Genomic DNA, 25,152 nt, shown 5'->3' with positions numbered 1-25,152 from the left:
TCGGCACTTCGTGCTAGCGGTTCTTTTATATCAGGCGTCAATTTGCAGCATACTTTAGGAGGTTGTCATCGATGTGGAGTGGCATTTGGTTTTTAACGAACATGGTTTTCGTCGCAAGCATTATCGCTTTTTTATTCGCCCATCGCTCCGTTTCGGAGGCTAGAAGGACTGATCCTTCACCGGCAAGGCTTCGCAAGCTGTCACGCGTGCGGCTCGCGCTTGGCGTAGGCAGCATTGTCATGTTTTTTGTCATGGCAGGTTGTTTTATGATTAACATGAGAGTCAATGGCTAAATGAGCTGAACTTCCTATTTTCGTATAAATTGGGAGTTAAATGTGTACAAAACGTGACAAAACACCGTTTGAACGCAACCTTTCCCTGTTGTCTTACGTCCAATGGGCATAAGCGCTTATCGCTGGCTGATTGTCGAAGCGATGAAGCAGCAAGCAGTGAAAAAGGAGTCGTTGTATTGAAAACGTTCAAACGGTTGTTGCTCATGTCCTTGCTCTTATCTTTATTTGTTTCTGTTAATGCGATCCCTGCGCCAGTGGTAAAGGCCGAAGGTGTTCCCACCGATATGATTACGATGAATAAGAATAGTAAAATTATCGTTCATAATGGCGTCAGCACGACAGCGGCCCAGCCATTAACCTTTATTAAAGGGGTCTCGTATATCCCGCTGAAAGCGATCGCTGTCGAGTACGGCTACAAAGTGACATACGATGTGGTTAAGAAAGAATTTATCGCAAAACTGGACAGCACAGAGCTGCGGTTAAAAGCGAATTCATCAACGCTCATGCAAAATGGATCCAAAATCACGATGTCCGGTCCAGCCATTAACCAAGCAGGCTCGTTCATGGTGCCGGTCAAAGCATGGGCTAATCTGACGGGAAGCAAATTGACGCTGTCAGGCACTGTGATGAATCTGACGTGGTCGACTTTGCCTAAAGCAGCCTCTGCCGCATTCGAGGTTGCTGCGCCAACCGTCATTTATGCGGGGCAAACGACCGTGCAATATGTTGACAAGTCGTTCGTTCCCGATGGCTCGGGCATTATTAACGAAGAATGGATTGGCCGAATGGATGTTTTCCCGGAACCAGGAACGTATACGGTTACGCACCGCATTCAAGATGGCAACGGCGTATGGAGCGAGCCTTACACGGTTACGATCGAAGTGAAAGCGCCGAACCAACCGCCAGTAGCTGACTTCTCGATTGAGAAGCCGGTTTATCGCATAGGCGAGAATGTCATTTATACGGACCGCAGTACGGATGATGAGAATGCGATCACGAAGACGACTTGGACTGGCAATAACACGGCGTTCTTCGAAGCAGGCGATTATCCGGTTACGCTGGAAGTGCAGGATAACTACGGTTTGACTTCGACTGTGACCAAAATTGTTTCGATATCCAATGAAGTATTGTATACGCGAGACCAGTATTCGATGCTGTTCACGCCAGTAGGCGCTAACATGGCGATAAACGGCACTAAAGTTAAAGATTATCCAGCGCTTACGTCCAATCCAGTATCGGAGCCTGCCCAGATGGTGCGCAGCAACAGCCCGGAGACATGGACGACGGAAGGCATCGCTTATGATGACCAGCTGCTGGGTGAAATTCGTTTCATGTTCCACAACCAGAACAATATCGGCGTTCCAGTCAAAATGTACTTGTTGGCGACGAACCTTGGCGATAAGACAGCGAATGTAGGTGTCGGCGCAACTGGCATTGGCGGCCCGAACCCGCAGGTGGCGGCAACAGGCAAAATGTCCGCTGCACGTTATCTGGCTGCGCTTAATGCTAAGCCTGCAACGTCTTGGACGACTGTTAAGCCAGGCGAGACCAAAGATGTGCTTCCGATCATCTCCAAAGCGCCGATTAAACAAGATGATGTATTCTCGGCCTTTGCTGATTTAGTTACGGATCAACGTTTGCAATTCCAGATCGTCGTTGTGCAAGATGGCAAAGATCCGGTCTTGACGTTGCCTAGCTTGTCTTACCTCACACGCGACACCCATGTTCGCGGCACGTTTAATGGCTCGAACCGGACGATTGAGCTGACTAGCACGATTGGGCATGAGCCGCAGCGATTGGTTATCGGTGATGGCAAGCTGGATACATTCATGGATGGGTATGATGGTTTGACAGGCAATTTGGAAGTGAACAGAGGCAACTTCGGCGTTCTGTACAAGCTGAAGCTGCCTCATGTCGCGGCACGTACGCTGATCTCAGTTAACCCGCGTGGCGGATATTATATGGGGGCATTCCTGGTGAATGGAAACCTCGTGACGCTGCCTACGAACGGCACGACGGTGAAGGATGCGAATGAAGCCGGTGTTCTGTACCGTACAGGAGAATCCGAAGAATCGGTTGAGATTGTATTCACCATTGCACCAGGCGGTAATTTGCCTATCGCAATGCTATTCACGCCACTGCCAGAAATTCGCTGGTAGGGAGATGGAATTAAGGCCGTACCGGCCCTGGAGACAGATTGTGTCCAGGGCTGGTACGGCCTGATTGTTTTGGATAGCCGATGGTCAATTTGACGGTTTGTTTGTTTTCGGGCATGATGGATGGAAGGAGAGGAGGGGGATCCGCTATGATGATCAAAGTGCTGCAGGCGCCTGTTCGCTTCTATCGGCGCGCGATCTCGCCGCTCAAGCCGCCAAGCTGCCGTTATTATCCGACTTGCTCTTCCTACGCCTTGGAGGCGCTTGAGAAGCATGGCGCAGCGCGCGGCTCATGGCTTGCCGTGAAGCGGATTTGCCGTTGCCATCCGTTTCATCCGGGAGGATACGACCCTGTGCCAGAGCCTCAATCGAAGACATCATCTTGACACCGGCTAGTCTGGTTCGGTATATTCTGTCATAAGGAAAGTAAGTTTCGTAAGCACATCAACATATCACGAACCGATGAACGGATAAGTATGGGAAGCGACCATTCCAGAGAGCCGGAGCTGCTGTGAACCGGTATGGAGCGCATTCAGAAAATGGTCCGGGAGGATCCGCGATCGAGCAGGCTGAGCATAAACGGAGTGCAGGATGTCGTTTGGGCTGGGCGGTAAGAAGCGGCGCTTCGTTCCGCGTTACGGAACATGCTGTCTGCACGGACGGCGAATGAAGCTTCTAATGGCGGTGCTGTACTTGGGCAGCCGTCTATTCGGAAGGAATTTGGGTGGTACCGCGTGAGTGAGAGCTCTCGTCCCATGTTGGACGGGGGTTTTTTGTCGTCTTTTCAGGCAATAACTTCATTTTAAAGGAGCGAATTTGAATGAGTGAATCGAATAAGTCGTTTTATATTTCTACGCCAATCTACTACCCGAGCGATAAGCTCCACATTGGACATGCCTATACGACGGTAGCGGGCGATGCAATGGCACGTTATAAGCGCCTTCGCGGCTATGATGTCCATTATTTGACCGGAACGGACGAGCATGGGCAGAAGATCGAGCGCAAAGCGCAAGAGAGTGGCAAGACGCCACAGCAATTCGTTGATGGCATCGTCGTGGGCATTAAGGATTTGTGGAAAAAGCTTGATATTTCCAATGATGATTTTATCCGGACGACGGAAGATCGCCACAAGCAAGTCGTTGAGCGCATTTTCACGAAGCTAGTGGAGCAAGGGGACATTTACAAAGGGGAATACGAAGGCTGGTACTGTACGCCATGCGAGTCGTTCTTCTTGGAGCGCCAGCTTAATGATGGTAAATGCCCGGATTGCGGCCGCCCGGTCGAGCTGGTGAAAGAAGAAAGCTACTTCTTACGCATGAGCAAATATGCAGACCGTTTGCTCCAATATTACGAGGAGAACCCGGAGTTCATCCAGCCTGAGTCCCGCAAGAACGAAATGATCAATAACTTCATTAAGCCAGGGCTTGAGGATCTCGCCGTATCGCGGACGACATTTGAATGGGGCATTAAAGTGCCAGGCGATCCAAAGCATGTCGTGTATGTATGGATCGACGCGTTGACCAATTACATTACAGCACTTGGCTACGACACATCGGAGGACGGGCTGTACCGCAAATTCTGGCCTGCTGATGTGCATCTGGTCGGCAAAGAAATCGTACGCTTCCATACGATCTATTGGCCGACTATGCTGATGGCTCTTGATTTGCCGTTGCCGAAAAAAGTGTTCGCGCACGGCTGGTGGTTGACGAAGGAAGGCAAAATGTCCAAATCCAAAGGGACGGTCCTCGATCCAGTCAAGCTGATCGACCGTTATGGCCTGGACGTGCTTCGCTATTTCCTGCTCCGTGAGGTGCCATTTGGCTCAGATGGAACGTTTACGCCAGAAAGCTTCGTTGAGCGGACGAACTTTGATCTAGCGAACGATCTAGGCAACTTGCTGAATCGTACGGTTGCAATGATTGGCAAATATTTTGATGGCGCTATTCCTGCATACGCTGGCGACGTGACTGCATTCGATGCCCCGCTTCGCCAGCAATCAATTGAGTCGATCGAGGCGATCGAAGCGGCGATGGAAAAAATGGAGTTTTCCGTCGCGTTGGCTGCGCTATGGCAATTGGTTAGCCGCACAAACAAATATATCGATGAAACACAGCCGTGGGTGCTGGCGAAGGATGAAGCGAAGCAAGCGGAACTGGCTTCCTCGATGTATCACTTGGCAGAGTCGCTGCGCATCGTGTCGATCGTGCTTCAGCCGTTCTTAACGAATGCGCCGCGTGCGATGTGGGCGCAGCTCGGTATTGAAGCGGGCGAGCTAACGACTTGGGAGAGCGCCAAAGCATTTGGCACGCTGCCGGGTGGCACGCGTGTGAGCAAAGCGGAGCCGATGTTCCCGCGTTTGGACCAAGCGGAAGAAATTGCGTTCATCATCGCTTCGATGAGCGGAGGAACGGAGCCGGCTGCAGCAGAAGCGGCATCGGCACCAGAAGCATCCGCACCAGCAGAACGGCCGGCTGCGCCGGAACAAGCAGAAGAAATCAGCATTGATGATTTTGCTAAAGTCGAGCTCCGCGTTGCGGAAGTTATCGCAGCCGAACCAGTGGCAAAAGCCGATAAGCTGCTGAAGCTGCAGCTGGATCTTGGCTTTGAGACGAGACAAGTCGTTTCTGGCATCGCGAAGTACTACACGCCAGAGCAAATGGTCGGACGCAAAGTCATTTGCGTAACGAACCTGAAGCCAGTTAAGCTACGAGGCGAGCTGTCGCAAGGGATGATCCTTGCTGCGTCGGAAGGCGATCAGCTCACGCTGGCAACAGTGCCGGACAATATGCCTAACGGCGCGAAGGTGAAGTAATATAGGGCAGAAAAACTTGCCCTAAAAGGCCAGCTAGCGCGCCGGAGCGCGAATAGAATAGGGCAGAAAAATCTGCCCTAAAGGGCTGGTCAGCGCGCCGGCCCTAACCAGTCCCAACAGTTTGAGAGAGCCCACACGGCTCTCTTTTTTTATGCCTGCTGTGGACAATTGAATAGTTTGCTGCGTTTGTTCCGATAGTGGTAATAGCATATGAAAGTCTTTATCGTAATTTCTCCGATTAATGTTGACAGTGCCTAATAAGCCCCCCTATAATGGCTAAAGCGAGTAATTGTTATTATTACGATTAAGAGCGAAGCGATTGCAAATAGACTTTGGGATAGGGAAATGGGGAGAACGGATGATTAGTTTGAAAAAATGGGACATGCGGCGCAAGGGAATGCACATATGGTTGATAGGAGCAGTACTAGCCGTGTTGCTGGCTGGTTGCGGCAATCAATCGAATGCGAAGTTAGCGGAAGATAAGACGAATGTAGTGACTAGCTTCTATCCGCTCTATTATTTGGCTAGCGAGATCGGCGGGAAGGATACGAATGTGATTAACTTAATTCCTGCTGGCGTGGAGCCGCATGAGTGGAGCCCGAAGAGCCGTGACCTCGACATTACGTCCAAAGCGCAGCTGCTGCTCTATAATGGTGCGGGCCTTGAAGGCTGGATCGAAGATTTTCTGCAAGGGCTCCCGAAGAGCAGCAAGCTGATTACAGGCCAAGCAAGTGATGGCATTGAGCTGCTGCAAGGCGAGGGCGATGAGCGAAGCTTGGACCCGCATACATGGGTAAGCCCTAAATCGATGCTCCAGATGGCAGGCAACGTAAAACAGCTGCTCATTCAAGTAGACCCGGCACATCAAGCCGACTACGCTGCCAATTACGAGGCTTTGATTACAAAGTTGAAGGCATTAGATGAGCGGTTCACGTCTAAGCTCGCGGCAGTAAGCCATCGTGATATCGTCGTTTCCCATCAAGCTTTCGGTTACTTGGCGCGAGATTACGGCCTTAAACAGGTACCGATTATGGGCCTGTCGCCTGATGCAGAGCCACGGGCTAAAGATTTGCTCGACATTACGAAGTTCGTCAAGGCGAACGGCGTCAAATATATTTTCTTCGAAGAACTCGTCTCCAGCACCCTTGCAGATACGTTAGCCCGTGAGGCGAAGGTCGATACGATGGTGCTCAATCCGATTGAAGGCTTGACCCCGGACCAAGAGAAGAAGGGTGACGATTATGTTACATTAATGGATTCGAATTTGCAAAATCTGCTCAAGGCATTACAATAGCTTTAGTATTGTTACGTAAAGGAGGGCTGCTCATGCCAGATCAATTAGCCATTGAGCGCCAGCAGGCGTCATCAAACACAAACTGCCATGCCGATATTATTACCATTAAAGATATCGCATTCTCATATGAATCCCAACAAGTGATGGAGAAGGTATCGTTCTCTGTGCAGCAGCGCGATTTTACAGGGCTAATCGGGTCGAACGGCGCAGGAAAGACAACCTTGCTGCGAATGATCGTTGGGCTGTTGAAGCCTGCATCGGGCTCCATTTCATTGTTCGGCACGCCGATTGCACAGTTCAAGGATTGGCACCGAATCGGGTATGTCCCGCAGAAGAATTCATTTAATCCACTATTTCCCGCCACCGTGCGGGAAGTTGTGCTGTCTGGCTTATATGGGCGGAACAAGCAATTTCGCCGCCTGACGAAAGCTGACCAGACAAAGGCGGATGAGGCGCTGCACGCAATGGGCATCGAAGATCTGGCCGCTAAGCGAATCGGCCAACTGTCCGGCGGCCAACAGCAACGTGTTTTTTTGGCGAGAGCTTTAATTAATAATCCGGAGCTGCTTATTCTCGATGAGCCGACGGTCGGGATCGACTCGGAGACACAGGCAGGGTTTTTCCATCTCATCAAGCATATGCATCAGCACCATCACATGACGTTCCTCATGGTTTCGCATGACATGGATATGATTCGAGGGTATTTGGGGGAGAAGCCTGCCCGCGAGTGTGGCAAGCTTAAGTTTTATGTCCGCCATTCCCATGATGCTGAGGATTGTGGCGAGACGAATATTGCCCACGGCCTTCAAGGGTTAAGGGAAGTGTTGGAGAGAGAGAAAGAGGGCGTAACCATTGGAAATCTTAACAACTGAGTTTTTTCAACGCGCACTTATTGGCGGTTTATTAATTGGGGTAACAGGCCCGTTAATGGGGCTGTTTCTCGTTTTGCGCAGGTTATCGATGATCGGGGACACGCTCGCGCATGTGTCGATTGCAGGCGTAGCGTTAGGGTTTCTGATCGGTGTGTACCCCATTGCAGTCGGGCTGATATTCGCACTGGCCGCTTCCTTCGCGATTGAGAAGCTGCGTAAAGCCTATAAGACGTACGCCGAGCTTTCAATTGCGATTATTATGTCAGGCGGAGTCGCGCTCGCCTCGTTGTTTTTTACACTGGGCATGGGGTTCAACGTCAACGTCTCCAGTTATTTATTCGGCAGCATCTACACACTCGATAACATGGATCTCATCGTTATTGGCGCAGTGACCGTTGTCGTGCTCGTGCTACTGCGCTTGCATGTGAAAGAGTTATTCCTGCTTACTTTCGATGAGGATGCGGCTGCTGTTAATGGGTTGCCCGTACGGTATTACAACTTGATGATGAGTGTGCTCACTGCATTAGTCATCAGTGCCTCGATCAAAATCGTTGGTGCTCTGCTCATATCTGCGCTGTTAACAATTCCGGCTGCATGCAGCCTTGTAGCAGCCCGCAGCTTCCGGCAATCCGTATTTATCGTTGTAATCGTTGCAGAGATCGCGGTCATTGCTGGCTTGTTAATTGCTGGCGTGTGGAATCTTGCGCCAGGGGCGACCATCGTTTTGCTGCTCATTGCGATTCTGCTTGTGATGCTGCTGGGCAGAACCCGTTTTCGTACAAGCGGGTAACTGTAGCAGTGAGCGCAAGGCCAGAGACTGGAGGGAATGGAATTGACGGACGTTAATACAGGGCTTGCTTTCGCAGCAGGGATCGCATCGTTTATCTCGCCTTGCTGCTTGCCCTTATATCCATCGTATTTATCCTACATAACAGGCGTATCCGTTACCGATCTCAAATCAAGCGAGAAAAGCGGCAGCGTGCGTTGGCGTACAATGACGCATACCTTTTTCTTCCTGCTTGGATTTTCAGTCGTGTTTTACACGCTTGGTTACGGAACGAATCGTTTTGCAGATTTCTTCAGTGAGTATGAGTCATTGATTCGCCAGCTGTCAGCGATTCTTATTATTTTGATGGGCCTGTTCTTAATCGGGCTGTTCCAGCCGCAGGCGCTCATGAAAGACCGTAAGCTGCATCTGCGGCTGAAAAAACCGAGCTATATCGGGGCGTTTATTTTCGGAATCGGATTCTCAGCCGGCTGGTCACCATGTATGGGGCCGGTTCTGACCGCTATTCTGGCGCTTGCCGCATCTTCTCCAGGCACTTGGTTCCAAATGACAACGGCATACGCACTTGGCTTTGCCATTCCATTCTTTGTGCTAGCCTTCTTCGTCGGCTCGACGAGATGGGTGTTAAAGTATTCCGATAAGCTGATGAAGCTCGGTGGAGCCGTTATGATTCTGATGGGCATTTTATTGTTCACGGACCGTATGACGGAGATTACGATCTGGCTGAACATGATTACGCCGGATTGGATGAAGATTTAACGTTTTACGTAAAATAATCGATCGTCGATTCAGGGAAATGCTCGAAGATGCGCTCCGATAAATACATGCGGAGCGCATCTGCTTGTTCATCGGGATAAACGTATTTCCCTTGTCCCCAGCGTCCCCATTTATACTTGCGCTTCTCGATATCCATCTCTAGCTTTGTTTTCGGATATCGCCGCTCTATTACATTTTTGGCTGTCTTCGTGAATCGATGCTGAATGAGTTCAAACGTTAAGTTCTGCTTGGCCTCGGGTGGAAGTGCCGATGCCAGCTGTTCAATAAGCTCGCCGTAACCTTCTTCCCAGCCATCATGCCAAATAATGGGCGCGATAATGAATCCGAGAGGATAACCGGCGCGCGCTACCTTGCCCGCCGCTTCGATGCGCTCCTCGAATCGCGACGTATTCGGCTCAAAATGGCGAATGACATATTTGCTGTTCACGCTGAAACGGATGCGGGTGTGGCCATTGTGCTTGGCATCCAATAAGGAGTCAACGTGATGAAATTTCGTTACGAACCGAAGCCTTCCGTATTCCTGATCGGCCATGAACTCGATGAGTTCGCGCAAGCTGCCGCTAATCGGCTCTAGCCCGACGGGATCAGAGGTACAGGCTGCTTCGAACCGCGTGATTTCTGGCTTGCGTTCCTCGATGTAGCCTCGAGCGGCATCCATAATGTCGTCGGTGTTCACATAGATGCGAATGTAAGGCTTTGCCCCAAGCGTCGTCTGCAAATAACAATAATGGCAATGGCCCATACAGCCTGTCGCGATCGGAATGGCATACTCAGCAGAGGGCTTGGACGTATCAAACTTTAATGTTTTGCGGATACCTACGACCAATGTCCGTTTCGCCATTTTATACTGCTCAAGTTCTGTATCGCCAGGCAAATTCGTGATGCGATTATGGCTGGAAGTCATCCGGTAAGGGATTCCTTCCTGTTGCGCCCAGTCCCAGATGCGCCTGCCTTTTGGATAGTCGAGCGCCTTTGGTTCAAAGTAAATCAGATCGGGAATAAAGGACGGTTTTGGCTTAGGTTTCGTAGCCGGCGGCGCAGGCCGGTCTAGCACGGTTGTACCCATTAGGCAGCCTCCTTGCTTAATTAAAATGAAATCAGTCCATTGCTACACTGGTTAGTGTGCGGTGTTCAGCTAGGGGCCAAACCTGTGAACAGAAGGTAACATTTGGGTTTCTCGCAGTGACGATGCGGTTGCAGTTGCGTGGTGAACGTTGTATGATACTAGGAGCAGCGCCGTGAGACAAGGTGCACATTGGAAGTTAGGGGGTTCTCCAGTGCCGACACCGAGCATGGAAGATTATTTGGAGCGGATATACAAGCTGATAGACGAGAAGGGCTATGCGCGTGTTTCTGATATTGCGGAAGGGCTTGAGGTACATCCGTCATCTGTGACGAAGATGATCCAGAAGCTCGATAAGGACAACTATCTGATTTATGAGAAATATCGCGGGCTTGTGTTGACGAACAAAGGCAAGAAAATGGGCAAGAGGCTCGTTGATCGACATCAGCTATTGGAATCGTTTCTAGAGATTATTGGTGTACAGGAAGAGAACATATATCGTGATGTTGAAGGGATCGAGCATCATTTGAGCTGGGACTCCATCACATGCATTGAGACGCTTGTGGAGTATTTTCGGCATGATAGCACCAGGCTTGAAGAGTTCAGAGCGATTCGAAGCCAGATGGATAACGAATAAGGAAATGAACATAGAAAAGGCTGCTTTCTTCCGCGTATGCGAGAGAAAGCAGCCTTTTCGCTGCGCTCGTTATTTAGTGGTAACGAGGAAAATGATCATCATCCTTGCCGCCCTCGATTACTTTGAAAGGGACGGTTTTGCTGCTGCGCGAACGAGGCTTGGCAGCGTTGCGTGAAGGCCTGCCTGCCTGCTTGCGCCCATTGCTTGCGCGATAGGCACGGGCACGGCCACCAGGCGGATATTTATAAAGCACAAATACAGCGCCCAGCACGATGACTGGGATCAGAACCGCACTCCATTGGCCCGTTCGCATAATTTGGGAAATCATTTGAACGAGGCCTAAGACGATTAAAGCCGCCACGACGATGCCCCACGCTGCATCCTTATTCCGCCGTACCATCCTCATCACCCTTTCTGGTGCCAAATCAACATCATTCGAACGTTATGATGCCTTGATGCTGGACTGCTCCATCTGGCGGTCGAGCTCGCGCATCCGATTGAAGGAAGCGATCGAGACAGCAACCTGATCGTCAGTCGGCTCCTTGGTCGTAAGCTTCTGAAGCCACAAGCCAGGGTAGCCGAGGAAACGCAGAACAGGAACTTCCCTTAATGCGTTCGTGAAGCGAAGCACTTCGTACGAAACGCCAAGAACAACTGGCAATAGCAGCAAGCGCAAGTAGATGCGCTCCCACATCGAATCCCAATGGAAGAAGGAGTATACGATTACCCCAACGAGTATGGAAAATACGATGAAGCTGCTGCCGCAGCGATAATGCAGCGTGTTAAACCGTTGGACATTTTTGACTGTCAATTCGACGCCTGCCTCATAAGCGCTAATGACCTTATGCTCTGCGCCATGGTATTGGAAGAGCCGTTTTACGATTGGCGTTAATGAAATAGCGTAAAGATAGCAGAGCAGGAAGACGATTTTGATAAGGCCCTCAATAAGGTTGTGTAATAGTATATTCTCGAATGCTTGCCCAAATAGCAACTGTTCAACCATCGCAGGCACGAGAGTGAAAATTGCCTTGCCTACGACGAAGGAGATGATGCCGGCAACGGCCACTCCGACGATTGCGCTAAGGCTTAGCCCGGATTTCTTAGGCTTGTCCGCTGCGCTTATTGCAGCATCTCCGCCCGCAGGTTCTGGCTCTAGCTCATCGGCTGCGTAGGTTTCTACGGAGAAGTTCAAATGCTGGGAGCCTTTTGCACTGGACTCCAGTATGCCGACGACTCCGCGAACGAGTGGAATGCGTTTTAATGGTTTTATCCAATTTTTCGTTGTGCGTGGAACTTCGTAATAAACGATTTCTTGATTGGTTTTGCGGCGGACAGCCGTGACGTTCACATGCTTTCCTGCGAACATAACGCCTTCAATGACGGCTTGTCCCCCGTAGATACTGTTTGATTGCGGCAAAAGGAGTTCACCTTCCTTGTTTATGCATAGAGCCTGCTTTTCATGCGGCTTTCTCTATTGTACTTCATTAAACCGCCGTTTGCCACCGTACACCCGGCGTTGCGGTTACCGATGGGATGAACTTGCCATACTAGTGAAGGATACCTGCACATACAAGTACAAGGAAATGAAAGGGCGTGAGGCGCGTATGCCACGACAACAGAAACATGCAGTAATATGGAGCCCGCAAGCCAATACGGAGAAACAACAAGCAAGAGGGCATGCAAGCGATAGCCGCAGCAATCCGAACGATTCAAGCAAAAAGCATACGAATCCAGTTGCTTTTTGTTTGTCGCTTGGTTTCTTTGCAGGATTATTGTGGGGTGTAGTACGCGGGTTATCGTATTGGCTCCAATTTACTAAAGTTATTCCGGGCATGCTGGCCGAGCCATTTTTCAAACATAGCTTTCTAGATACCGGGTGGGGCTACGCTGCTGGCATCGCGGTATTCATCGTGTTTAGCATGATTGCTTCGCTGCTCTATTACGCATTGTTCGGAAGGCTGGCCGGGCCCTATATGGGCATCATTTATGGATTGCTCTGGTGGGTCGCTATTTTTGCTGTGGCCGGACCTGTGATGAAAATGACGCCTGCGTTATCAGTCATCGGGTGGGATACGCTTCTAACCGAGTTGTGCGTGTTCACGCTGTGGGGGGTATTTATCGGCTATTCCATCGCATTTGAATTTACGGATGAAGCTTCGCGAGAGCCGATTGGTTCCAAAGCTAGCCAGAGCAAAGCGTAACGATTCGGCTGGCTGCGCAGGAAACTCTTCTCAAACGGCTAAAGCCTGTGGTAAAATGCTAATGGACTTTTGCGCGGGAGAGAGCGGCAATTGCCGCAAGGAGGTGCAGCATGCGCAAAATAATCGTGCTTAACGGCCCGAACCTTAATATGCTGGGCGTTAGGGAGCCAGGCATCTATGGAACGGACACGCTGCCGGCGATCGAACAGCGCGTTCGCGCGCTAGGGGAAGAGCTGGGCTTAGCCATTGATTTTTATCAATCGAATCATGAAGGTGCGCTTATCGACAAGATTCATGAAGCTTTCGGCCATGCGGATGGTTTTCTGATCAACCCAGGTGCGCTCACCCATTACAGCTACGCGCTGCGTGATGCGCTGAGTACCGTTGCTTTGCCGGTTGTAGAAGTGCATCTGTCTAACATTCACAAGCGCGAGGAGTTCCGGCATCACTCGGTCATCGCACCAGTGGCAGTTGGGCAAATCGCAGGGTTCGGGGCAGACAGCTACCTGTTGGGGCTGCGTGCGCTCGCTTCCTATTTGGAACGGGCTTAACGAAAGCAAGCAAGCATTCGCTTGAATGTGCGAGGAGGCTTAACTTAGATGGCAAACACAAGAGTGGACCGCCTGCGCGAGAAGCTGGCGGAATCAGGCCTTGAGGCCATGTTGGTGACATATTCGCACAATCGCAAATATTTGAGCGGATTTACCGGATCGTCCGGTATGCTGCTCGTAACAGCGCACGATATTTGGCTGCTGACTGACTTCCGGTATGTGACGCAAGCAACCGATCAGGCGAAGGGCATCACGATCGTAGAGCATGCGGCCAAGCCGGTTGAAACGGTTCGTGATTTGCTCGCGTCGAAGCAGCTCAACGAGGTTGCTTTTGAGCAGGAGCATGTTACATACGCTGACTTCGCAGAATGGACCAAACAGTTAGGCGCTATAGCGCTTCGCCCGGTGTCCGGTTTAGTCGAAGGCATTCGGATGATTAAGGATGGGAACGAGATTGCCATTATGCAAGAAGCTGCCCAGCTTGCGGACCGCACCTATGCGTTCGCCCTTGGCATTATTCGGCCAGGCATCTCGGAGCTCGAGGTCGGCCTTGAGATGGAAACCTTCATGCGCAAAGGCGGCGCCTCTGGCCCTTCATTCGAGACAATCGTCGCATCAGGTGAACGTTCGGCATTGCCGCATGGCGTAGCCAGTGAACGCATCATTGGAACCGACGAGTTCGTGAAGCTTGATTTTGGCGCGTATTACAAAGGATACTGCTCCGACATCACGCGCACCGTCGTCGTGGGCCGTGCAACGGACCGCCATCGCGAGATATACAACATCGTATTAGAAGCCCAGCTTTATGCACTGGCGCATATTCGCCCAGGCATGACAGGAAGGGAAGCGGATGCGTTATCTCGTGATATTATCGCCAAATATGGCTACGGCGACCGATTTGGGCATAGCCTTGGCCATGGGCTCGGCCTTGAAATACATGAAGCGCCGCGGCTTTCGAAGTTAAGCGATACGATTTTAACACCCGGCATGACGGTAACGGTCGAACCGGGCATTTACCTCCCAGGATTTGGGGGCGTACGCATTGAGGACGACATCGTTATTACGGAATCCGGGATTAAAATATTGACATCGTCACCGAAGGAACTCACCGAGTTGCGCGTTTAATTATGACGCGTTAAATCATGTGAATCGCCGGAGATGAGGAGCAACAATAGCAGGAACTGCTCCAGGCAACAAGCCGGACAGGCTTCGCTTATTATTAGGAGGGACATAAGCTGTGATCTCAGTTAACGATTTTAAAACAGGCCTTACCGTCGAAGTGGAAGGCGATATTTTCACGGTAATCGAGTTCCAACACGTAAAACCAGGCAAAGGCGCGGCATTCGTACGCTCCAAGCTCAAAAACCTTCGTAACGGCAACACGGTAGAGAGAACGTTCCGTGCTGGCGAAAACATTGGCCGTGCGCAGATCGATAACCGTGCCGTTCAATACCTGTACAACTCGGGCTCCGAGTACACGTTCATGGACAACGAAACGTTTGACCAATTCAACCTTGAGAAGGATCAACTTGAGTGGGAACTCAACTTCCTCAAAGAAAACATGACGGTAAACATCGCTAGCTACAACGGCGAAATTATCGGTATCACGATGCCTACGAGCGTAGAGCTCAAAGTTATCGAAACCGAGCCAGGCATCAAAGGCAACACGGCGACGAACGCTACGAAAGCAGCGAAGGTCGAAACGGGCCATAGCGTGCAAGTTCCGATGTTCATCAACGAAGGCGATGCCCTGCTGATCGATACGCGTGACGGCAAATATATTTCCCGCGCATAGTCGGCCACACAAGCGATTCGGATATTTCCGGGTCGCTTTTTTGATTTCTGCATAATTTATAGAACAGCAGTACCCGAATGGCCTACTGATATGCTATAATATTGTCTTGTATGCTAATGTCAAGGTTGGGAGTGAATCAGCTTTGTCGTTGATTGTGATGAAATTCGGCGGAAGCTCCGTCGGTACACCAGAACGAATGCAGCGGGTTGCACAGCGAATTATTCAAACGAAGGAAGCGGGTAACCGCGTAGTCGTCGTTGTCTCTGCTATGGGAGATACGACGGATGATCTTATTGATCAATCGAAGCTACTGAACCCAAACCCGCCAGCTCGCGAAATGGATATGCTTTTGACGACGGGAGAACAGATCTCGGTTGCCCTGTTGTCAATGACTATACACCAGTTCGGCCACCAAGCGGTTTCGTACACGGGATGGCAAGCGGGGATTGTAACAGAAGCGGTACACGCAAAAGCACGCATTTCGGATATTCGCCCGGATCGGATTTTCAAATCGCTCGAGGACGGCCAGATTGTCATCGTAGCCGGGTTCCAAGGAATGTCTGAAGAAGGCGAGATTACGACGCTCGGTCGCGGCGGGTCGGACACGACAGCTGTTGCCTTAGCGGCTGCAATCAAAGCCGATGTTTGTGAGATTTTCACAGATGTTGACGGCATTTATTCCACAGACCCGCGTGTCGTGAAATGTGCCCGCAAGCTGAATGAAATCTCGTATGATGAAATGTTGGAGCTGGCGCATCTTGGTGCTGCGGTATTGCATCCGCGCGCAGTTGAGTATGCGAAGCACAACAATGTGAAGCTTGTTGTTCGCAGCAGCTTCAACCAGAACGAAGGAACGACGGTGAAGGAGGTAGCGGTCATGGAGCAAGGCGTGGTCGTAAGTGGAATTGCTTTTGACAAGAACGTTGCGCGCATTAGTATTCTAGGTGTCGAAGACGTGCCAGGAGTACTCGCAAAAGTATTCGGAGCACTCGCTAATAACGGTATCGACGTTGATATTATCGTTCAGAGCGGCGTTCAAGGAGGCAAAGCTGACTTCTCCTTCACGTTGTCTAGCGATGATGCCGAGAAAGCGATCGAAGTTATCGAAAGCATTAGCGGCGAAGTGCCATATCGTGAGACGACTTCGGAAGTTAACCTAGTGAAAGTATCGATCGTCGGTGCTGGCATGGTGAGCAATCCTGGAGTGGCAGCTACGATGTTTGACTCGATCTCGAAGCTGGGCGTAAGCATTAAGATGGTGAGCACGTCGGAGATCAAATGCTCCTGCGTGATCGCTGGCGATAAGCTCAATGATGTTGTGCGTGAATTGCATACGGCATACGGCTTAGATACAGCTGAGCAAGTATTCGTAGGCGGACCGCAAGACCGTCGTTAAGTTACGATTGATGAAGAAGCAGCCCTGTTTAGCGGGGCTGTTTTTTTGTAGGCTTGTTTATAGGTCTTTTGGACTATTGTAGGGTTGTGCGCAACATGCTAATCTGGTGAAGCAGCGATAAGAAACCGGTTTCCTAAAATATACATAAGGAGGGGAAGGCAGTTATTTGATCGTTAACCGCACGGAATGTCGGTTTTTCGCTACATTATGAAAGCGCTTAAATTAGAGAGAAAAGAGGGGAGGTTTATCATTTTGTTTACGGGGCCCAAATCGAACAAGAGATCAAGAAAGATCATCACGATGGGACTTTTCGCTCTGCTTTCGGTGCAATCGTTTGCGTTTGGGGTAACTGCGCCTAGTGCGCATGCGGAGATTGCTGCCTCGCACGTGTACCACAATCATATGCCTAACTTCTGGCCGTACTATGATACTACCGGTTATTCTTCAGCCGCTGTAGGTGCGCCGATCAGGTATATGTATGATGGACAAGTTATTGATTTGAAGAAGAATCCGCCAGCCAACTACCCGTATTATTTGCCGAATGGCAGCCCAATGCCGCATGACGATCTCGTCAGCTACTATTCGCATCATGCGAAGACAGGCGCGTATCTGTCATGGCCGTGGAGCGTAGCGACTACGCTTAAGCAAAATTATCCACAGGCTCAGATGCAGGTGACCATGTCCGGCTCAGCGGTAACCAACGTCAACGATCTGGTATCGCATGGCGGGATTGCGGCGTACTCCAATACGAATTGGGCAACGCCTTGGAAGACAGCGTATGAAACGCTGAAGACGACGCTTGGCAACAGAACGATGGATATGATCCATTTTGCCGGCCACCACTCGATGGGGCCGCTAGTTGGCAACGACTACATGCTAAAGGATCTCATCTATCAGAATGTCGTGTTCGCACAGCCTAATTTCTTAGGCAACTCGTTCCAATCGTCCAAAGGGTATTTCCCGACTGAGCTTGGCTTCTCGGAGCGGATTATTCCGGTGCTTGAGAAGATGGGCATCCAATGGTCGGTAATCGGCAATAACCATTTCTCGCGGACGCTTAAGGATTATCCGTATTTGAACGATCCGGGTGTAGATACGATGGTATCGCCGCCTAACCGTGCAGACCTGCAAAACGTAAGCACAGTAGGCTCGTGGATCTCACAGCCGATGTTCAACGAGGCACAGGTTGTGCGCAATAAGTTCCCATTTGCTTCGACTCCGCACTGGGTGAAGTACGTAAACCCAACGACAGGCGCAGAGTCCAAAATCGTCGGCGTACCTGTTGCACAGGCTGAATCATGGGAAGAAGGCTATCAAGGTTCTGCAACAGCCAAGGATCTCAAGGCGTACGAAGGCATTTCGTCGCAAAAGCAGTTCTTCGTCATTGCACATGACGGCGACAATGCTAGCGGACGTGCAGGTTCCGAGGAAACATGGCGCAATGCAGGCAATGTTACTTACGCTGACAGCGGCGTGAAAGGCATGGGTATCGATGAGTACCTGCGCAATAATACGCCTGCGGCTAATGATGTGGTGCACGTTCAGGATGGCTCATGGATCGATACGCGTGACTCCTCTTCTGATCCACAGTGGCATCACTGGAAGCTGCCATTCGGCATTTGGAAAGGGCAATTCGCTGATTTCAACCGAGTCAACGGAACGACATATGAACCGAAGAAGAACATCAATGGTGAGCAAGATGGCATGACGGTATCGTTCGAGTATGGTTACCACTACTTGGAACGCAACTTTGCATTGCTGCAAGCTGCTCTCAACTACGCGCAAACAGCAGAGCAAATTTGGCTGGGAGACCATCCGAACTATTGGCAGCCGACAACCGCGCTTGATAAACAAGTTGCTCCTGCAGGCAACCAGTTGAACCCATGGATGTTGTCATTCCCGACAAAGGGCGATGCTAGCCGTGATTATGCAGGCGGCGCGAACCCTGCCGAATTGTCGTGGTACTTCCTCATTCCAGCAATGGATTCGGGATTCGGTTATTACGACGAGAATGTGGACGATTCGGTTAAACCGACGCTTTCATTCAATCAATCTTTGTTCTTCTCGAAGCCTTATGTACAACAACAGCTGGCTAAAGATGCAACTGGGCCATCGGTCTGGTGGCCACAGCGTTGGCCGTACAATCCAGGCAGCGTGAACAAGGACAAGTCGGAAGGCTGGACGGCGCAGTACTTCGACAATACTTTTGCAATCTATACGTACGCGTACGATGTAAATGGTGTCAATGACATTAAACTCAAAGTGCGCACGCATCGCGACAAAACGGCAGACACAGCGGACAACACGTTCCGCGTTTACAACCCAGCCCAATTAGCGGCTTCCGGCGTCAGCAGCATTGATCCGGCTAAAGTAAGCGATTGGACGAGCTACAGCATGAACCGCCGCGATATGAAACCGGATATGAACGGCGTAGCTTGGCAGCCTTCAACGACAGCTGTGCTTCAGAAGCTGAAGGCACAAGAAACAGGTGACCTGTACTATACGTATCTGAGCGATTACCGCGACCAACTCGTCGATTACTACATTGAGGCAGTAGATGCTAAAGGCAATGTGACGAAGAGCGATATTCAAACGGTATACGTTGGCGCAGGCACGTACAAAAACGAAGGCGGAAAAATCGTAGAAGACGTTAACGGAACGATCAAAGGCACTTATCCATTCCTGACGGATAAACCGATCGTACCGGATACGGAAGCTCCGACAGCACCAACGAACGTAACGTCGCCATCGCAATCCCGTACGACGATTACGCTTGCGTGGACACCTTCGACGGACAATAAGGGCGTAACAAGCTATGAAATTTCCCGCAACGGCGCAGTTGTCGGAACGAGCACTACACCGACATTTACCGATAGCGGATTGGCTTCGCTCACTTCCTATTCGTATGAAATCTCGGCGAAGGATGCGGCAGGCAATGTATCTGGCAAGAGCGCGCCTGTAGGCTTCTCGACGAACAATCAAAGCAATGAAGTAACCATCTATTACAAACCGGGTTATGCGGCGCCATACATTCACTACCGCCCAACTGGCGGTACGTGGACGACAGCTCCGGGCGTTGCAATGCCAGCGGCGGAGACGGCAGGTTACTTCAAGAAAACGATTGATTTGGGAACTGCGACAGGGCTTGAAGCCGTCTTTAACAATGGTTCTGGAACTTGGGACAACAATGGCGGCAAGAACTACACCTTTGGCCTGGGCACCTGGACATTCAGTGGAGGCACGATTACGGCAGGTGCGCCAACGCCTCCGGCTCCAACGGATACAGAAGCGCCAACGGTTCCGGCTGGCGTGACGGCAACGGCTGCACCGGCTGGAACGTCCGTACAGATTGGCTGGAGCGCTTCGACTGACAATGTTGGCGTTACAAGCTACGAAGTACTGCGTGATGGGGCTGTAATCGTACAGACGAATTCATTATCGTATACCGACAACGGACGTACGCCAGGCGCTACGCATGCGTACACGGTGCGTGCGGCAGACGCTGCAGGCAACAAATCCGCATCAAGCACGCCGGTTAGCGTAACGCTGCCAGTGCCAGCAGATACGGTGGCGCCAACGGTGCCTGCGGGTGTGACGGCTACGGCTGCAGTGACAGGAACGTCCGTGCAGATTGGTTGGAGCGCATCGACTGACAATGTTGGCGTTACCAGCTACGAAGTACTGCGTGATGGGGCTGTAATCGTACAGACGACTTCATTATCGTATACCGATAACGGACGTACGCCAGGCGCTACGCATGCCTACGCGGTGCGTGCAGCAGACGCTGCAGGCAACAAATCCGCATCAAGCACGCCGGTTAGCGTAACGCTGCCAGTGCCAGGTACGAACAAAGTAACCGTCTACTACAAGCCGGGCTATGGAACGCCTTATATCCACTACCGTCCGACGGGCGGAACATGGACGACTGCGCCAGGCGTACAGATGGCAGCAGCTGAAGTGTCAGGATATTTCAAGATTACGGTTGATATCGGATCGGCAACAGGACTAGAGGCGGTATTCAATAATGGTTCTGGAACCTGGGATAACAATGGGGGCAATAACTACAACTTCGGCATTGGCACTTGGACTTACAGTTCAGGCACGATCACAGCTGGAGTGCCAGTTACGCCACCGCCAGCTACACAGGGAGTTACGATTACGCTAACTGTGCCTGCGAATACGCCTGCGACAGCAGATGTCTATCTCTCGGGCAGCATGAACAGCTGGAATCCAATTGATCCAGCCTACAAGCTGACACGCGGCAGTGACGGCAAATATTCGATTATGTTGCCGATTTCAGCGGGAACTGCGCTCACGTACAAGTTTACGCGCGGAACTTGGAGCAACGTTGAAGTTGCCTCTAATGGAGCAGATATTGCGAACCGTGCTTATACCGTGCCATCAGGCGCTTCCACTTTGTCGTTAACTGTGCAGAAGTGGAAAGATCTTTGATTTTAGATTTAGATTATAGAAGCACTATTTAGGAGGTTATGTATTCATGCGTAAGACGAAGAGCAAAACGAAAAAGTCGATTTGGAAATTTTCCTTAATCGCATTGCTTGCAGCGTTTATGTTGACAGGAATCGTTCAGCCGCTGCCTGCGAAGCAAGCAGAAGCAGCTAAGATTGGCAATGGCCTTGACGAGAATGACACGATTTATCAAATTATGGTTGACCGTTTCTCGGACGGCGATACGTCTAATAATGCAACAGGTTCAGCTATTCGTTATGCTGAAAACTCTGACGAGGATTTCCGTTATATGAAAGGCGGAGACTGGCAAGGCGTTATTAACAAGCTTCCATATATCAAAAATATGGGATACACGGCGATCTGGATTTCGCCGATTGCCGAACCACAAATCACTAGCCGTGACAATAATGGTACAGGCCGCAATACGGCATACCACGGCTACAATGTAAAAGATCCGAACAAAGCGAACCCGTTCTTCGGCACGAAAGAAAAGCTGAAGGAGCTCGTAGACACAGCTCACAGCATGGGCATTAAAGTCATCATCGACGTCGTGCCAAACCATGTTGGCGATTACATGCTGAACACGAACAATTTCTACGACATTGCGGGCCTCCAGCCAGCAGCTCCGTTCAACAACCCATCGTGGTATCACCATAACGGCGATATTAACTGGTCGTTGGTTGATGGCAGCTATACGGCAGCAACGCAAGACTATCTCGAAAACCATGACTTGGCAGGATTGGACGATATCGACTTCGACAATGCACAAGCAAAGTCAGCAATGTTCGATTCGATTAAAGGCTGGTTCGACTATACGGGCGCAGACGGCGCGCGTGTCGATGCTGCGAAGCTGGTTAATCCTTCCGTTCTTCATGAACTGCAATCTTATCTGGGCGTGAACACGTTCGGCGAAAACTTTGACGGCAATGCAGAATTCGTTTCCCGCTGGGTAGGCAGCAATGCAGAGTGGGGCATGCTCGACTTCCCGATGTTCTTCTCTGTATTGAATTCATTCGCTTACGGCCAATCGTTCGAATCTAACGTTAAGAGCACATTGGCACAGGATTTCCGCTATAACGGCTCCGAGAACCACATGGTAACGTTCATCGATAACCATGACCGCAACCGTTTCTTGACTGAAGCTGGCGGCAGTGTTCAGAAGCTGCAAAATGCACTTGCATTCATCTTCACGATGCGCGGTTTGCCAGTTGTCTTCCAAGGCACAGAGCAAAACAAAGGCAATGGCAACGACCAAATTATGACGGGCGGCATCGCTGATACATGGAACCGCTGGTCGATGGTGAAGCGCGACAGCAACGGCAATGTGATCCAGGACTATTTCAACCAAAATACAGACACGTATCAATTTGTTGCTAAACTGAATGGCATTCGTAAAAATTATGCAGCGCTTCGTACGGGCAAACAACGCGAAATGTGGGCAGCACAAAATCTGTATGCATTCTCCCGCCGCGTTGATTCCGGTACGAATGCAGGACAAGAAGTAATCGGCGTATTCAGCAATGCATCTTCCGGCACGCAAACGGTTACGATCCCGCTTCGTACAGAGAGCACGCTGGCAGTTGGTACGGTATTAACGAACCAATTGGGTACAGATACGGTAACCGTTCAATCGGGCGGTGTAACAGGCAAGCAAATTACAGTATCCGTTGGTGCAAACTCTTCCAAAATTTATGCAATTCAACAAACGGTAGTCGATACAGAAGCGCCTTCGATTCCGACGGGATTGACGGCTGGTACGGTAACTAGCTCGTCCGCTACGATCACATGGACAGCTTCGACAGACAATGTAAATGTAACGGGTTACGAAATTTACCGTGATGGTGTGTTGAAAGGAACTTCGGCGACACCTTCGTACACGGACAATACGGTACAAGCTAGCACTTCCTATTCTTATACGGTGAAGGCATTCGATGCTGCTGGTAACAAATCGGCATTGAGCACAATTTTGCCGATAACGACACCAGTAGCTGGCACGAATTCGGTAACCGTTTATTACAAACAAGGTTACACAACACCGTTCATTCACTACCGTCCAGTAGGCGGCACTTGGACGACGGCGCCAGGCGTAGCAATGCCTGCATCGGAAGTTGCTGGCTACAACAAGTTTACGGTTAACGTTGGCGATGCTACACAATTGGAAGCAGTATTCAATAACGGCAGCGGCACGTGGGATAACAATGGCGGATTGAATTACAAATTTAACCTCGGTACGTGGACGTTCAATGCAGGCGCGATTACAGCTGGAGGCCCAACTGGCGGAGATCCAACAGCGCCAACGACACCAACGAACGTTACAGCAGGCACGGTGACGGCAACGTCTGTGCCACTGACGTGGACAGCATCGACTGACAATGTTGGCGTTACAGGTTATGAGGTTTATCGCGACGGCGTTCTCAAGGGAACGACAGCAACGACAAGCTACACGGATACAACAGCTGTAGCGAATACGACGTATGTCTATACGGTAAAAGCTTATGACGCAGCAGGCAACAAATCCACTGCCAGCACAGGCTTGCCGGTAACTACGCCTAGCGGTGTAGATACGCAAGCGCCAACTTCGCCGATTAACGTAACGGCAGGAACGGTAACGGCAACGTCTGTACCACTGACGTGGACGGCATCTTCGGATAATGTTGGCGTAACAGGTTATGAGGTTTATCGTGACGGTGTTCTCAAGGGAACTTCGGCAACGGCAAGCTACACGGATCAAACGGTAGCGGCGAATACAACGTATGTTTACACCGTTAAAGCGTATGATGCAGCAGGCAACAAATCGACGGCTAGCACGGGCCTGACGGTAACAACACCACAGGCTGGCACAAATTCTGTAACAATCTATTACAAAAACACAAACTTCACGAACAAGTATATCCATTACAGCTTGAATGGCACGACGACTTGGACGACAGCACCAGGTGTAGCTATGACAGCATCATCCTATGCAGGCTACAGTGTTGCGACGATTGACTTGGGTGCAGCAACTGGCTTAAAAGCTGCGTTCAATAACGGATCCGGATCGTGGGATAGCAACAACTCTGCGAACTACTCGTTCGGTGTTGGCACCTACACGCTCGTGAATGGTTCGATCTCGACAGGCGTACCGCAAGCGGATAGCTTGACGATTACACTGTCGGTGCCAGCAAATACGCCTGCTAACGCTGATGTTTACATCGCAAGCACGTTAAACGCTTGGAATGCTGCTGATGTTAACTACAAGATGACGCGCAATGCAAACGGAACGTATTCGATTACGCTTCCACTTGCAGCAGGCACGGCAGTTTCTTACAAATTCACGCGTGGCGCATGGACGAACGTAGAAATCAACTCCAATGGCAGTGATATCGCGAACCGTTCCATTACGACTAGCGGCGGAGCGCAAACGTTGAACCTGACTGTTCAACGCTGGAAAGACCTATAAAAAAACCGAATCGCATCTTGCGTTCGGCATGAAAGCCAAGGGCTGCTCCATGATGGAGCAGCCCTTGATTAAGGAGGCTGCCCAGAACATGATATGCTCCCTATACGGTAGACAGGTGAAATAATAAAACCTGTGTTGCCGTATAGGGAGCATTTTTCATGTCAAAAAAAGAACATACCGCCTCAGATAAATTCGCTATCGTTCAGAAGATCGAGGATGGTTGTATAGGCGTTAAAGAGGCGGTTAGAAAGTTCGGTATCAGCAAAACAACTCTTGCCAAATGGCGTCGTCGTTATCGCGTGTACGGCTATGAGGGATTAGAGCCCCGTATCCATAATCGCAGTTATTCCGCTGAGCTTAAACTTCAAGCCGTCAAGGATCATCTTGAGGGGGGATTATCGCAATATCAGGTAATCGACAAATATAAGATTGCCAGCCGATGTCAACTTGCGAGCTGGGTTAAGAAGTATAATGGTCATAGCAGCTTAAATGCTTATACAGGGGGATCACCGGCTATGACAAAAGGACGCTCAACAACATACCAGGAGAGGATTGACATTGTTCTGTATTGTCTTGCAAACGAGCAGGACTACAAGAAAGCGGCGAATC

20 protein-coding genes are annotated in these 25,152 nt (G+C 50.5%); 17 read left to right on the top strand and 3 right to left on the bottom strand.

The genetic code is table 11. The annotated features are described in order from the left end of the window. The first annotated feature begins 71 nt into the window (after positions 1 to 71). The 8 genes from GON22_RS14160 (at position 72) to GON22_RS14125 (ending at position 8,973) form a co-directional block, all read left to right on the top strand. Positions 72 to 293 carry a hypothetical protein gene (locus GON22_RS14160; RefSeq protein ID WP_160396752.1) on the top strand — a complete coding sequence of 74 codons (222 nt, stop codon included), beginning with the start codon at positions 72 to 74 and terminating at the stop codon, positions 291 to 293. Between the two features lie 176 nt (positions 294 to 469). Beyond that, positions 470 to 2,452 carry a stalk domain-containing protein gene (locus tag GON22_RS14155; protein WP_160396751.1) on the top strand — a complete coding sequence of 661 codons (1,983 nt, stop codon included), beginning with the start codon at positions 470 to 472 and terminating at the stop codon, positions 2,450 to 2,452. Positions 2,453 to 2,601: 149 nt separating this feature from the next. Further along, entirely contained in the window at positions 2,602 to 2,835 is a 234-nt protein-coding gene (gene yidD / locus GON22_RS14150; RefSeq protein ID WP_160396845.1) for a membrane protein insertion efficiency factor YidD, read from the top strand. 434 nt (positions 2,836 to 3,269) lie between these two features. Further along, a complete protein-coding gene (gene metG, locus GON22_RS14145) occupies positions 3,270 to 5,261 on the top strand; it encodes a methionine--tRNA ligase (RefSeq protein WP_160396750.1) in 1,992 nt (663 codons plus the stop codon). A gap of 358 nt (positions 5,262 to 5,619) precedes the next feature. Further along, on the top strand, positions 5,620 to 6,555 hold the full coding sequence (locus GON22_RS14140) for a metal ABC transporter solute-binding protein, Zn/Mn family (RefSeq protein WP_160396749.1): 936 nt from the start codon (positions 5,620 to 5,622) through the stop codon (positions 6,553 to 6,555). Between the two features lie 32 nt (positions 6,556 to 6,587). Beyond that, positions 6,588 to 7,427 (top strand): metal ABC transporter ATP-binding protein, encoded by an 840-nt coding sequence (locus tag GON22_RS14135; RefSeq protein WP_160396748.1) that lies wholly within the window; start codon positions 6,588 to 6,590, stop codon positions 7,425 to 7,427. Continuing rightward, a complete protein-coding gene (locus GON22_RS14130) occupies positions 7,408 to 8,217 on the top strand; it encodes a metal ABC transporter permease (protein ID WP_160396747.1) in 810 nt (269 codons plus the stop codon). Before GON22_RS14135 ends, GON22_RS14130 begins: the two co-directional genes overlap by 20 nt. A gap of 42 nt (positions 8,218 to 8,259) precedes the next feature. Beyond that, on the top strand, positions 8,260 to 8,973 hold the full coding sequence (locus tag GON22_RS14125; RefSeq protein WP_160396746.1) for a cytochrome c biogenesis CcdA family protein: 714 nt from the start codon (positions 8,260 to 8,262) through the stop codon (positions 8,971 to 8,973). Between the two features lie 4 nt (positions 8,974 to 8,977). Here the strand turns inward: GON22_RS14125 and splB are convergent, their stop codons facing one another. Then, on the bottom strand, positions 8,978 to 10,057 hold the full coding sequence (gene splB, locus GON22_RS14120) for a spore photoproduct lyase (RefSeq protein ID WP_160396745.1): 1,080 nt from the start codon (positions 10,055 to 10,057) through the stop codon (positions 8,978 to 8,980). Positions 10,058 to 10,268: 211 nt separating this feature from the next. Here splB and mntR point away from each other — a divergent pair, with 211 nt between their 5' ends. After that, positions 10,269 to 10,691 carry a transcriptional regulator MntR gene (mntR, locus tag GON22_RS14115; RefSeq protein WP_160396744.1) on the top strand — a complete coding sequence of 141 codons (423 nt, stop codon included), beginning with the start codon at positions 10,269 to 10,271 and terminating at the stop codon, positions 10,689 to 10,691. Between the two features lie 73 nt (positions 10,692 to 10,764). On the opposite strand, the gene GON22_RS14110 is transcribed toward mntR, so the two are convergent. Then, entirely contained in the window at positions 10,765 to 11,091 is a 327-nt protein-coding gene (locus tag GON22_RS14110) for a hypothetical protein (protein WP_237179161.1), read from the bottom strand. Between the two features lie 42 nt (positions 11,092 to 11,133). Beyond that, on the bottom strand, positions 11,134 to 12,108 hold the full coding sequence (locus GON22_RS14105) for a DUF1385 domain-containing protein (protein WP_160396742.1): 975 nt from the start codon (positions 12,106 to 12,108) through the stop codon (positions 11,134 to 11,136). Positions 12,109 to 12,295: 187 nt separating this feature from the next. On the opposite strand from GON22_RS14105, the gene GON22_RS14100 reads away from it, so the two are divergent. From GON22_RS14100 to GON22_RS14065, 8 genes are all read left to right on the top strand, one after another. After that, positions 12,296 to 12,892: a YqhR family membrane protein gene (locus tag GON22_RS14100; RefSeq protein WP_160396741.1), complete on the top strand. Its 597-nt coding sequence runs from the start codon at positions 12,296 to 12,298 to the stop codon at positions 12,890 to 12,892. A 110-nt stretch (positions 12,893 to 13,002) separates the two neighbouring features. Then, positions 13,003 to 13,443 carry a type II 3-dehydroquinate dehydratase gene (aroQ, locus tag GON22_RS14095; protein ID WP_160396740.1) on the top strand — a complete coding sequence of 147 codons (441 nt, stop codon included), beginning with the start codon at positions 13,003 to 13,005 and terminating at the stop codon, positions 13,441 to 13,443. Between the two features lie 48 nt (positions 13,444 to 13,491). Continuing rightward, a complete protein-coding gene (locus tag GON22_RS14090) occupies positions 13,492 to 14,568 on the top strand; it encodes a M24 family metallopeptidase (protein ID WP_160396739.1) in 1,077 nt (358 codons plus the stop codon). 112 nt (positions 14,569 to 14,680) lie between these two features. Then, positions 14,681 to 15,238, top strand: coding sequence for an elongation factor P (efp, locus tag GON22_RS14085; protein ID WP_160396738.1), 558 nt, complete (start codon positions 14,681 to 14,683; stop codon positions 15,236 to 15,238). 142 nt (positions 15,239 to 15,380) lie between these two features. Beyond that, positions 15,381 to 16,634, top strand: a complete 1,254-nt coding sequence (locus tag GON22_RS14080) for an aspartate kinase (RefSeq protein WP_160396737.1) — start codon at positions 15,381 to 15,383, stop codon at positions 16,632 to 16,634. A gap of 300 nt (positions 16,635 to 16,934) precedes the next feature. After that, the gene (locus tag GON22_RS26570; RefSeq protein ID WP_336604311.1) at positions 16,935 to 21,086 is read left to right on the top strand and encodes a carbohydrate binding domain-containing protein; all 4,152 of its coding nucleotides are present in this window, start codon (positions 16,935 to 16,937) and stop codon (positions 21,084 to 21,086) included. 46 nt (positions 21,087 to 21,132) lie between these two features. Next, positions 21,133 to 24,543, top strand: a complete 3,411-nt coding sequence (locus GON22_RS14070; RefSeq protein WP_160396735.1) for a carbohydrate binding domain-containing protein — start codon at positions 21,133 to 21,135, stop codon at positions 24,541 to 24,543. 158 nt (positions 24,544 to 24,701) lie between these two features. Then, the coding region (locus tag GON22_RS14065) for a helix-turn-helix domain-containing protein (RefSeq protein WP_160396734.1) at positions 24,702 to 25,152 on the top strand (451 nt) is incomplete at its 3' end.

This window comes from Paenibacillus sp. MMS18-CY102, from assembly GCF_009789195.1.
Classification (GTDB): domain Bacteria; phylum Bacillota; class Bacilli; order Paenibacillales; family Paenibacillaceae; genus Paenibacillus_T.
This window is presented reverse-complemented; position numbering and strand designations above follow the sequence as displayed.